The 11,921-nt window shown below is 42.4% G+C and carries 10 protein-coding genes; 9 read left to right on the top strand and 1 reads right to left on the bottom strand.

The window, feature by feature from the left end:
• The 7 genes from QZ998_RS08385 to QZ998_RS08355 form a co-directional block, all read left to right on the top strand.
• Positions 1–408 (top strand): FtsX-like permease family protein (locus QZ998_RS08385; protein ID WP_296559654.1); only part of this gene is annotated, 408 nt, incomplete at its 5' end.
• A gap of 18 nt (positions 409–426) precedes the next feature.
• On the top strand, positions 427–1,191 hold the full coding sequence (locus QZ998_RS08380) for an ABC transporter ATP-binding protein (RefSeq protein ID WP_296559652.1): 765 nt from the start codon (positions 427–429) through the stop codon (positions 1,189–1,191).
• Between the two features lie 517 nt (positions 1,192–1,708).
• Positions 1,709–3,841: a chemotaxis protein CheA gene (locus tag QZ998_RS08375; protein ID WP_296559650.1), complete on the top strand. Its 2,133-nt coding sequence runs from the start codon at positions 1,709–1,711 to the stop codon at positions 3,839–3,841.
• Between the two features lie 40 nt (positions 3,842–3,881).
• Entirely contained in the window at positions 3,882–4,382 is a 501-nt protein-coding gene (locus tag QZ998_RS08370; protein WP_296559648.1) for a chemotaxis protein CheW, read from the top strand.
• Positions 4,383–4,385: 3 nt separating this feature from the next.
• On the top strand, positions 4,386–6,110 hold the full coding sequence (locus tag QZ998_RS08365; RefSeq protein WP_296559646.1) for a methyl-accepting chemotaxis protein: 1,725 nt from the start codon (positions 4,386–4,388) through the stop codon (positions 6,108–6,110).
• A gap of 52 nt (positions 6,111–6,162) precedes the next feature.
• Positions 6,163–9,336, top strand: coding sequence for an ATP-binding protein (locus QZ998_RS08360; RefSeq protein ID WP_296559645.1), 3,174 nt, complete (start codon positions 6,163–6,165; stop codon positions 9,334–9,336).
• Positions 9,333–9,740 carry a response regulator gene (locus tag QZ998_RS08355; protein ID WP_296559643.1) on the top strand — a complete coding sequence of 136 codons (408 nt, stop codon included), beginning with the start codon at positions 9,333–9,335 and terminating at the stop codon, positions 9,738–9,740. The genes QZ998_RS08360 and QZ998_RS08355 overlap by 4 nt, the downstream gene beginning before the upstream one ends.
• 68 nt (positions 9,741–9,808) lie before the next feature.
• Here the strand turns inward: QZ998_RS08355 and QZ998_RS08350 are convergent, their stop codons facing one another.
• On the bottom strand, positions 9,809–10,210 hold the full coding sequence (locus tag QZ998_RS08350) for a bacteriohemerythrin (protein ID WP_296559642.1): 402 nt from the start codon (positions 10,208–10,210) through the stop codon (positions 9,809–9,811).
• Positions 10,211–10,463: 253 nt separating this feature from the next.
• Between QZ998_RS08350 and QZ998_RS08345 the strand changes: the two genes are divergently transcribed.
• Both QZ998_RS08345 and QZ998_RS08340 read left to right on the top strand, forming a co-directional pair.
• The gene (locus tag QZ998_RS08345) at positions 10,464–11,291 is read left to right on the top strand and encodes a protein-glutamate O-methyltransferase CheR (RefSeq protein WP_296559641.1); all 828 of its coding nucleotides are present in this window, start codon (positions 10,464–10,466) and stop codon (positions 11,289–11,291) included.
• Positions 11,292–11,338: 47 nt separating this feature from the next.
• Positions 11,339–11,921, top strand: a 583-nt coding sequence (locus QZ998_RS08340) for a hypothetical protein (RefSeq protein ID WP_296559640.1), incomplete at its 3' end; no start/stop codon positions are given.

Here is an 11,921-nt window from a genome sequence, read left to right as displayed (position 1 = left end):
TTTTACAGTGTCGCATGGATTAGCAGTATCGTAGCGATCTTCATGTCAGGCTTTATGATCGCATTATTTATTAAGTTGAAAACGGTAAAAGAATATTCAAAATGCGCCATTCTAAAAGCAATTGGCTTTACTAGAAAAGAGATTAGCAGGCAATATTTATTGCAATCTACCCTGACGGCATGCATTGGTATAATACTAGGCGCATTGATAGCGATATTTTCAGGAGAGAATTTAATTGGCACAATGTTATCATTAATGGGAGTTGGCTTGGCCGAGTTTCAATTTGTCGTTAATTGGCTTAGTTTATTGATATGTCCAGGTATATTATTGATCGTTTCATTTGTGATAACATGGCACTGTCAAAGCAGTGCTAAAGAATTTAATATTATTGATTTGACAAATGAATAGAAGATGGGGGTTATATTAATGTGTGTTTTATTACAGGCAACAGATTTAACAAAAACTTTCGGCACTGAAAATAATCAAAAAGTAACAGTATTAAACTCGATTGATCTTGAAATTGAAGAAGGGGAATTTGTAGCAATTATGGGACAGTCCGGCTCAGGAAAGTCAACTCTTTTGTATAATATAAGTGGAATGGACTGGATGACTTCTGGAACGGTTCGTTTTGGTGGTGAAAATTATTCAAACATGTCAGAGGAAGTGATGAGTAAGTATCGACTTGAGCATATGGGGTTTATTTTTCAACACGCTCATTTATTAAAAAACCTTTCTATCGAAGATAATATCTTACTACCTGGCTTAAAATTAAGAAAGGAAGCTCGAGAAATAGTCTACCAAAAAGCAAAACAGTTAATGAAAAGTATGGGGATTGACCATCTGGCTAACCACGATATTAATAAAGTATCCGGTGGGCAGTTACAAAGGGCCGCAATCTGCAGAGCACTAATAAATCAACCTAAAATAATATTTTGCGATGAACCGACGGGGGCACTCAATTCTAGTTCTGCAATCGCAGTTATGGATATAATGAATGGCATTAATCAGAGTGGAACGACGATTTTGATTGTTACCCACGATGCAAAAGTTGCTGCAAGGGCAGATCGAGTCATATTCTTATCGGATGGAAAAATAACAGCAGCATGTGTATTGGGAAAATATAAACAATCCAGTGATATTACAGCACGTGAAGAAAAAGTCAAATGCTTTTTAAGCGATAAACAATTTTAGGGAAACGATTAATCCAACCGCAATGATTGAACGTGTCAAAAAGTTAATGCGGTTAAAAACAACATTAAATAAGTCAATGCATGCGCAGAACTGGTAAAAGACTGACCAGATACATAAAATAACAGCTGTGAATATCTCTTTGACAAATTAATTAAAATGTGTTTAAATTTTAAAAAGCGTTCTTCCCGCTGATCTCTTCAAGCCGATCAGGTCGGGATGAACGTCTTTTTTTTAAAGATAAACTTTGCAATGGTTTAAGTGCGAGAAAAAAAGATCTAAATTAACATTTTGAGATGTTAAAAAAATATTGCCGAAATATACAAAACAAAACGATTAAATCATTTTTTTTGTTTAGAATCAAAAAATCGGTGTATAAAAAACAGGGAATGGGCTCATATCCGAAAAAAGTCATAGTCGGCGTGAAGGCTTCGGCTTTTATCGCAGAACAGTGGCGCATAGGCAGTCAAAATTTATGCTTAATCCGTGTGATAAACCAGATGTCAGAGAGGTGACAAATGTGACAAGAAATTTCGAAAATGAACCGATGATGGAAGTCTACATCTTTGAAACGACCCAAAATCTTGAACAACTGGAACAAGTTATTATTTGCAGCGAAAAAAACGGCGGATTTACACCGGATGATGTCAGTGAAATTTTTCGCTTTATGCACACCATCAAGGGCTCATCAGCGATGATGCTGTTTGACAACATCGAAAAAGTTGCTCATGTGGTCGAGGATATTTTTTATTTTATCCGGGAACAGAAGCCTGATGGACTGGATTTTTCTGCAGTGTCTGATCTGGTTCTGGAATGCGTCGATTTTATCAAAGCGGAAGTCAAAAAAATTGCAAATTTAAGCGATGCCGATGGCGACCCGGCATTTCTTATTGAGCAGCTTAATACTTTTCTTGATGAATTGAGAAATATTTTTGGCGCTGAGAGTAACCAAAACAAAAATCAGAAAAAACAGCAACAATATTATATCCCCCAGGAAAAAAAGCAGGATCTGCCATCGACCGAAGACTGGTTGGCTCAGGAATCGGGAATGGCGTCAGAGGGGGCTTGCTATCATGTGATTGTGCATTACGACGATGATTGCAAAATGGAAAATATCCGCGCCTATACCCTGGTGTTTGGACTTGCCGAAATGGTTGAAGAAGTCTATTATTTACCGGCAGACATTGCCGACAATCCACAAACGGCATCCTATATCCGGGAAAATGGCTTTGAAATATTTTTTAAGACCGAAATTTCTTATGAGGAGATCAAGGCTCATTTTGAAAATATTATCTATATTGACCAGCTTCTTTTTCGTGAAATCGAAGATCATCGCTTAGATGCATTTCGAAACACCCCCGAAGAAGCACCGTCGATTGACAATTTTGCACTGCCAGATCGGGACCTGTGCACGCCCGCCAGTTCACCTGCAAACGTTATCGTGACTGAGGACCCCCAGAAAAATAATACCACTGCGACTCAGAAAATGATTAGTGTCAATGTCGATAAACTCGACAATCTGATGAATTTAGTTGGTGAACTGATGATCACCGAATCGATGGTTACCCAGTGTCCTGAGGTTGAAGCGATTCAGTCGGAAAATTTTCACAAGGCCTCGATTGAACTCCATAAGATTACCGTGGAACTCCAGGACATGGTGATGTCGATCCGGATGGTACCGCTTTCGACCACTTTTGTTAAGATGAACCGAATTGTCCGGGATATGTGTAAAAAGTTAAACCGCGAAGTGGTACTCGATCTATATGGCGAAGAAACCGAAGTCGATAAAAATATTATTGAACATATTTCTGACCCACTGATGCACATCATCCGCAATGCCATTGATCACGGCATTGAAAGCGAAGCGGAACGGCTGGCCAAGGGTAAGGATAAAGCCGGGCACATCGTTCTAGAAGCCAAGAACGTTGGCAGTGATGTCTTGATTGTCATCAAAGATGACGGCCGCGGTTTGAATAAGGAGCGGATTCTCGAAAAAGCCCGACAAAATGATCTACTGACAAAGCCAGAGGCGGAAATGAGTGATCGCGATATCTTTAAACTGATTCTGCTGCCGGGATTCTCGACCAAGGAAAACATTACCGAATTTTCAGGTCGGGGTGTCGGCATGGACGTGGTCACCAAAAATCTCGACGAGGTCGGGGGCACCGTACTGGTCGACAGCGAAGTCGACCACGGCACCACAATCACCCTGAAAATCCCACTCACACTGGCAATTGTTGAGGGTATGAATATCCGGGTCGGAAAATCCCGCTATACCATTCCCATTACCACCATTTCCGAATCATTTCGGCCAGATCAAAATGATTGCATGATGGATCCCGATAACAACGAGATGGTGATGATCCGCGGCCAGTGCTATCCGATTTTGCGGCTCCATCAGCACTATCAGATAAAAAATGCTGAAACCGATTTAACCAAGGGGATCCTGATCATGGTGGAGCAGGAAGAAAAGGTCATCTGTGTCTTTGCGGATGAACTCTTAGGACAGCAACAGGTGGTCGTTAAGGCATTGCCCAACTATGTCAATTCAATGAAAAAAATACTCGGTTTGGCTGGCTGCACCCTCCTTCCGGATGGCAGTATCAGCCTGATTATGGACATCAGCGGCCTGACCGGCCTGCGGGTTCAGTAAATTAATTGCTTTTAAGTTTATATAGACGGGAGTTGAAAAAATGGAAGCAGAAGTAGTAGCAGCGCTTGAACCAGAAGATGATCAGCTGGGGATGTATCTTACCTTCGAGCTTGACCGTGAGTATTATGGGTTGTGGATCGGCTATGTCAGCGAAATTATTGGCATTCTGCCATTTACCGAAGTTCCGGAACTGCCAGCCTTTGTTCGCGGGATCTTTAACCTCAGAGGCCAAATTATTCCGCTAATGGATATGCGGCTGCGCTTTCAAAAACAATTTGTCGAATACGATGAACGATCCTGTGTGATTGTCATCGAAGTGGGGAATAACACCGTGGGATTGATAGTCGATAGTGTCTCGGAGGTCATTTCTTTTGAGGAAGCGGATATCATCCAACAGCCAATGCTTAGCTCCGGGGTCTCCAACCAATTTGTCAAAAGCATCGGCAAGGTCGGCAATGCAGTCAAACTACTGCTTGACTGCGACAAATTATTATCCAATCAGGAAGTCGAAATTTTAACGAATCAGAAAGATGAGGGCTAAGGGATGAAATGGTTTTATAATCTAAAAATTGGTACAAAGTTGATTCTCGGTTTTATTGTGGTGGCATTGATTGCTGGCGGGATCGGTCTGATGGGGGTAATCAATATCCAGGCGGTCGACCGACAAGACACCTATCTTTATGAAAAGATGACGGTACCCCTGGGCGAAATGATCATCATGATAAAATCCTTAAAGGGGATTAGCAACGATCTGGATGGGATTATCTTGTCCAATAACAGTGAAGAAATTGCTCGCTATGAAGCGGCTATCATGGATGAAAACACTGTTTTTGAAAGCAACTTAAAAAGCTTTCAGACAACCCTCTTCTCCGATGAAGGCAAGCAACTGGTAGAAGATACCTTTGCCCAAAAAGAAAAGATGGATAAGGCTGTACCAGAAATCATTGCGCTGGCTAAACAGGGGAAACAGGCCGAAGCGATCGCGCTGATGAAAAACGGTGACTATACTAGCGCAGCTGCTAAATTAGACAGCGATTTCGACCGGATGATCGAGATTAAACTACAAGTGGCTGAAGAAACCGCTATCAACAATACCGCCATCGCGACGACCTCGACCCTGATCACCATCGTATTAATCATCGGGGGGATGATTCTATCGATCCTGCTGGGTCTGTTTATCGCTGCTACCATTAAAAAGCCGATCAATAAAATGGTTGATGCCTCAAAAAGGATGGCTGACGGCGATCTCGATGTCTCGATCGATATCAACACCAGGGATGAAATGGGGGAACTGGCCGGTGCCTTTAATCGGATGTCGACTAATATCAATGAGGTAATGGTCAATATCAACGAAGCCACCGAGCAGGTCGCCTCGGGTTCACGGCAGGTCTCTGATTCTAGTATTTCGCTGTCCCAGGGTGCTACCGAACAGGCCTCTTCGATTGAAGAACTGACCTCCTCGATCGAAGAAATCGCCTCCCAGACCCGGCTGAATGCCGAAAATGCTGATCGGGCCAATCAGCTGGCTGAAAACACCAAGGATAATGCCAACCAGGGAAACAGCCGGATGCAGCAGATGCTCGGTTCGATGGAAGACATTAGCGAATCATCCAATAATATCTCCAAGATCATTAAGGTGATTGATGAGATTGCCTTCCAGACCAACATTCTGGCGCTCAACGCGGCCGTTGAAGCGGCTAAGGCCGGTCAAAACGGAAAGGGCTTTGCCGTTGTCGCGGTCGAAGTACGAAACCTTGCCGCCCGCTCAGCTAGCGCTGCCAAAGAGACCACTGCCCTGATTGAAGGCTCGATCAAAAAAGTTGAGGGGGGCACAAAAATTGCCAACGAAACCGCCGCCGCACTGGTTTCGATTGTTGATTCAATTGAACAGGTTTATGGCCTGATCAGCAATATCTCAGTGGCCTCTAATGAGCAGGCGATCGGGGTTGAGCAGATTAATCAGGGTATCACACAAATTGCCAATGTGGTTCAGGCCACTTCGGCGACATCCCAGGAAACCGCCGCCGCCAGTGAAGAATTAGCCAGCCAGGCCGAAATGCTAAAAGAACAGGTTTCCCGATTTAAACTAAAACGGGGTGGCTTTATGGGCGCTGCCGGCTATGAAAATGTCAGCCCGGAAATGATGCGGATGTTTGAAAATATGAAAGAACAAAACCGTCAATCCGTCACCAAAAGATCGAGTCAGAGCAGCCATTTACAACCAAGTAACACGATCATCCTAAGTGATGATGATTACGGCAAGTATTAACAAAGCTAAAAGAGAACCGCATCAATAAAAACAATTAACCTGGAGAAATACAATGGACGAAATGAGACAGCAAATCATAAACAAAGATAAGGCCTGGTTGGTATCAACCCTTAACAGTGCCGGTGACGCCATCATTACCTGTAATATGGACGATCAGATGGATTTTGCCAATGCTGAAGCCCTGAATATTCTGGGCTTCAGTTTACCAGATGTTCTGGGCAAACCCTTCCTGGAGGTTTTTAAGATCTTTCGGGATGGTTCGGATCTGCCAGTGAAATTCTGGACAAATGCTAAAAATGGTCAGATGGCCGAAAGTATCGGATTACCAAGACGTTCCTATTATGTCACAGCAGAAGGTAGTAAATACTACCTGTCCGCCCGCTTATCCCCACTCTTGTCGGATAATGGCGATTATATCGGCAGGGTGGTGGTCTTTCGGGATATTTCCAGAATCATCGAGGCCGAAAAAACGATTAAAAAAGAGCGCAACAATTTAAAGATGATGTTTGATCTGCTGCCAACCAGTATGTTAGTCATCGATGACGGTTTAATCATTACCCGGGCCAATCGTGCCTTTCTAAAGACCTTCAACCTGAGCCTGCAAAATGTCATTGGTAGTGCCTTTGGCGACGCTCTGGGATGCGTCTTTAGTCTCAGCGGGGGCTGCGGTAACGCGCAAAATTGCGGATTTTGCCATTTTAGAAAAATCGCAAGCCATGTGCTGGCAGAAAAGAAAATAGTCAGAAACCGTTCAATTATCGTCAATTATATCAATCATGGGATTGACGAAACCCGGTATTTAAATTTAAGCATCATGCCGATTATCACAGCCAATCATGCTGAGTACATTATCACCTTAGAAGATATGACTGAACAATATTATTATGAAAAGGGTTTAAAAGAAGCCCGGGAAGCCAGCCTCTCCATTTTGGATAGTTTACCGGTGATGATCTATCGAATTGACCGTGATCAACGCTGTGATTTTATTAATCAGACCTTTAAAGCCTTTATGCGAATCTCCCGGGATGATTTTTTGCGAAATCTGAAAAATCATATGAAACCGCAGGATCATCAGCGCTTTATTGATACCCTAAAGCAATCCTTCGATGAAAAATGCAACCTCGATATTGAGCTTGAACTGCTGGCGCCAAACAATACCTACCGCATTTTTCGGGGGATGGGGCGTCCTTTCTACGACAAAAACCATGAATATGCGGGGATGATCGGTTTATTTCTGGACATTCATGATGAGCGCTTTGCCGAAGAGCTTTTTTTAAAAAGTCAGAAAAAATACTTTTCACTGTTTAAGTACATGGACAACAGCCTTTCATATTTTAAGGCCTTGTACGATGACCAACAAAAGCTGATTGATGCAGAATTGGTGGAGATGAATCTGGCCACCGAGAAACTTTTTGAGGTTAAGCGAGAAGATGTGATTGGCCACAAACTATCGGAAATGGGCTTCTTAGAAACTGAAGAAAGCCTGGGACTCTTTAATCGCTTCCAGGAGGTGCTCGCCCATGGAGAAAATATCCCGCTCGAAGAATATTATATGATTCGCCTGAAAAAATGGGTGGAAGGTTCGATTTACAGTCCCGAATCTGGCTATATTGCAGTCCTTTCATCAGACATCAACCAGAAGAAGAAAACGGAAAAGAAACTAAAACAAGCGATCGAACGGTCCGAAGAAGCCAATCGGGCAAAAAGTGAGTTTTTGGCAAACATGAGCCATGAAATTCGCACCCCCCTAAATGGCATTGTCGGAATGATTGATCTTACCGCCCTCGAACCGCTCTCCGAAGAACAGCGCGATAATCTGAGAACCGCCAAAGGCTGTGTAGCATCGCTGATTACCATTATCAATGATATTCTCGACTTTGCAAAAATCGAAGCTGGTAAACTGATGATTAATCCGATGAGCTTTAATCTCTTGGATCTGATTGAATCAACCGTCAAAACCCATAAAAAACATGCGCTCGAAAAATATCTGGATCTGACCGTCGATTATCAAGACATTATTTCAAACTTTGTCATCGGTGACAGCATGCGGCTTAAGCAGATTTTAAATAACTTAATTAGCAATGCCATTAAATTCACGAATCAAGGCGCTGTTAAAGTCACCGTGAGTCAAGAGCTGGCACCAGGAAAAACCGATGAGATTATTCAAAAAATCTCCATTGCCGATACCGGGATTGGGATTGCGGTAAAGGATTATTCGACTCTGTTTAAGAGCTTTACTCAGATTGATGGCTCCTATACCCGGGAATATGGCGGCACCGGATTGGGGCTGGTCATTACCAAACAACTGCTGGAGTTGATGGGGGGTGGGGTAAGCTTCACCAGTCAGGTGGGCGTCGGAACAACCTTTTCAATTTTTCTGCCGATGATCATTACCAATAAACCGGGTGAGACAGCCACAGAAGCTGAGGGCGAAGACAGCTTTTCAGGAAGTCGGTTTTTGCTGGTTGAAGATGACCGGGGCAATCAGATCGTGATCGTTAAAATGCTTGAAAGCTTGGGGGCAATGGTTGATGTGGCGGCTAATGGATTAGAAGGGGTAAATGCAGCTTCGAAAAATAATTATGATGTTATTCTGATGGATGCCCAGATGCCGGTGATGGATGGGGTCGAAGCCACCCGGATCATTCGCGGCCAGGAAAATCAAGCGCAATCCTGTTCAAAATCAGGTGAAAGGGGGAATTCACGGAACTGTCATACCCCCATCATTGCCTTAACGGCCTTTGCATTAAAAGGGGATGAAGAAATTTTTAAAGCCAGCGGAATGGATGGTTATTTATCCAAACCATTGGATCGCCAGCAGATGCAGGTGCTTTTAAAAAAATACCTTAGTCATTCCAGAATAACCGAAAGTACACCGGTTTCCAAAGTAATCAGCAGTCTTTATGAAAAGGAATGGAAAATCAGCAAGCCGACCGTCACCGGGAATTTAACCCTGGGTGAACAAGAAATCTCGGAAGTAACCAAAATAATTGAAAGCCTGAAGCATTTTCTGGAGCAAGATAATCTTGTTTTGATGGAAGTCATCGCCCATCAATTAAAAGGCAAGTTTGAAGAAATGGACATTGAGGTCATGAAGAATCTGGTTTTTAAAATGGAGTTAGAAATCAGAAAAGAGAAAACCGAAAAGGTTGCCAAGTATTTAGAACAGATCAGTGAAACCTGGCTGCTGATGCATGCCAGTAAGGTTGTGGGAGAGTTGAAATGAAGCGAATTTTAATTGTTGAAGATGATTTAAGTAGTCGCAAATTCTTATTTAAATTTATGAGCCGCTTTGGTGATTGCGATCTGGTGGTCGATGGCCTCGAAGCCATCGATGCCTATTTGCTAGCGGGGCAGGAAGGTTCGCCCTATGATTTAATCTGTCTGGATGTGATGATGCCTAAAATAGATGGCATTCAGGTGCTAAAAACGATCAGGGATCTGGAACACCAAAATGGTATCACCGAAAAAGAACGGTCTAAGATCATTATGACCACCGTCCTGGGCGAAACCCAGACGGTTCAGGCGGCCTTCGATTATGGTTGCAATGCCTATGCATCAAAACCAATTGATATCGCTAAATTAACTGAGGTTCTAGGAAAAATCGGGTTTTATGAGGAACCGCTTTAAAATAAGCTGCACGGCGCTTAAAAATCATTAAAAAAACCGTAATCTCGAATGAGACTGCGGTTTGATTTTTATAGGGTTTTCGCATATGCACCAATTTTTTTGTCGACAGTGGAAATATGCTTGGTCAGCCAATTAACGATCATCTGGTTGGCATTGATGATTACGGTGATGTTTCCACCGGATTCCTGATAATCCTTTTTAAGCTTAGCGAGTTCCTGAATAAAACCCTGATGTAATTTCTTTTGTTCTGCGATATCGGGATATTTTATTTTTGTCATGTAGGCTTCTTCATCTTTAAAATGCTGTTTGGTATAATCGTCAAGAAAATCAAACATCTGAGCAATAACTTCCTTGGATTTTCCGGTTTTCCCAGCTTCGAAAAGTTGATCTGCTTTTTCAAACCAGATTTTATGCTGTGAATCAATGTTTTCTACGCCAACTGATAATGCTGGGGTCCATACAATAGCCATATTCGTTCTCCATTCTAGATAAGATTTATTCCATTATAGACCTTTTTTTAATCGCTGACAAGTTAATTTTATTATTCAAAAAACTACGAATCTCGTTTTTCACTTAATTCCGACAAAGCCTGGGGAACATCTCAAAAATTCAGTATTTACTTTAACCCCGGGCTGGGGTAAACTAGATTAAGCTAGCTCGCTCTTGGTCAGGACAATTCAACCAATCAGCGCAGCCCCTAAACCAGAATAAAGGATGTGAAAAATGATTCAAATCAGCGAAAAAGAGTTCGCCATGTTAACCGAATATATTCACAGTGAATATGGCATTGAGTTAAAAAAAGAGAAACAACTCCTGCTCATGGGTCGGCTTCATAAGCTACTTGTGGAGTTGGGTTTTGATAGCTTCACAGATTATTATGATTATTTAATTTCAGATAAAACCGGAGAAGCCAGTTCGGTGTTAATCGATAAGGTTTCGACAAACCATACGTTTTTCATGCGTGAGCCAGAACATTTTGAGTATTTTAAAAATACCGTGCTGCCCTATTTAAAGAAAAAAAAGGGCGAACAAAAAAATCACGATATTAGACTGTGGTGTGCAGCTAGCTCCACCGGGGAAGAACCCTATACCCTGGCGATGATCATGGCTGATTTTTTTGGATCAGAGGCGCATTTATGGGATAAAAAACTGTTGGCCACGGATATCTCAAACAAGGTATTAGATGTCGCTAAAAAAGGAATCTATGAGAAAGACCGCCTTCAGGTATTACCCCCTAACTGGAAACTAAGGTATTTCCAGAACCATGACAGCAATCAAATGATGGTCGTTGATGAGATCAAGAAAGAAGTTATTTTCAGGCGCTTTAATCTGATGACCCCGACCTTTGTTTTTAAGAAGAAGTTTGATGTTGTTTTTTGCCGAAATGTGATGATTTACTTCGATCAGGCCACCAAGGATCGATTGGTCGAGAAAATCTACAATTATACCGAACCTGGGGGATATTTGTTCATCGGTCATGCCGAATCACTTAATCTTAAAAAAACCAATTATAAATTTATTATGCCCGCTGTCTACCAAAAGCCATTTTAAGATGGCAAGAGCAGAAACAAGCGTTTAACCTGAAGGAGGAACGGAAGATGGAAGACTTAAATAAAGCAAAGCATGTGTTTCAGAGCAAAAATAAATTCCGCTTAAAAAATCGTTTTTTGCCATTAACAGGCAGGTTGGACTGGCCTTCTTTTTTTACTATTGTTCGAAGTGTCAAACCCAAACAGAAGACTGTCCAGGAACTTACCCAGGAAGCGCTGTTGAAGGTTTATGCGGCATCAGGGGTGTTGGTTGATAAATTAGGAAATATTCGCTACGTTTATGGACATACCGGACTTTTTCTAGAGCCGGCTCAGGGTTATTCCGGGTTTAACAATGTCCTGAAAATGGCACGGTCAAAATTACGCCGCGATTTACACAAAACCCTGCACCAGGCTGTCACCCGTCAAACTGCTGCTAGTTCTGCACTGATCCCAATAAAAGGCGACCGTGAAACGGTCAGCATTATCATCCGGGTGATTCCATTGCTTAGGAAGTCATCAACGGCTCAGGATGAGGATTTTTATTTAATTATATTTGAACAAAAACCCAATCACCAAGTAGCCGCCGATGACTTGAGCGCGCTTTCAAAAGAAGTTGCTGATCGTCCGCAATTGACTCAAATTACCGCTG

Source organism: uncultured Acetobacterium sp. (assembly GCF_927416815.1).
Taxonomy (GTDB): Bacteria; Bacillota; Clostridia; order Eubacteriales; family Eubacteriaceae; genus Acetobacterium.
This window is presented reverse-complemented; position numbering and strand designations above follow the sequence as displayed.

Bases quoted from the DNA above. Each gene is read 5' to 3' on its own strand.
- QZ998_RS08380 (WP_296559652.1), top strand. From the start codon at position 427: ATGTGTGTTTTATTACAGGCAACAGATTTAACAAAAACTTTCGGCACT.
- QZ998_RS08370 (WP_296559648.1), top strand. From the start codon at position 3,882: ATGGAAGCAGAAGTAGTAGCAGCGCTTGAACCAGAAGATGATCAGCTG.
- QZ998_RS08365 (WP_296559646.1), top strand. From the start codon at position 4,386: ATGAAATGGTTTTATAATCTAAAAATTGGTACAAAGTTGATTCTCGGT.
- QZ998_RS08360 (WP_296559645.1), top strand. From the start codon at position 6,163: ATGGACGAAATGAGACAGCAAATCATAAACAAAGATAAGGCCTGGTTG.
- QZ998_RS08355 (WP_296559643.1), top strand. From the start codon at position 9,333: ATGAAGCGAATTTTAATTGTTGAAGATGATTTAAGTAGTCGCAAATTC.
- QZ998_RS08350 (WP_296559642.1), bottom strand. From the start codon at position 10,210: ATGGCTATTGTATGGACCCCAGCATTATCAGTTGGCGTAGAAAACATT.
- QZ998_RS08345 (WP_296559641.1), top strand. From the start codon at position 10,464: ATGATTCAAATCAGCGAAAAAGAGTTCGCCATGTTAACCGAATATATT.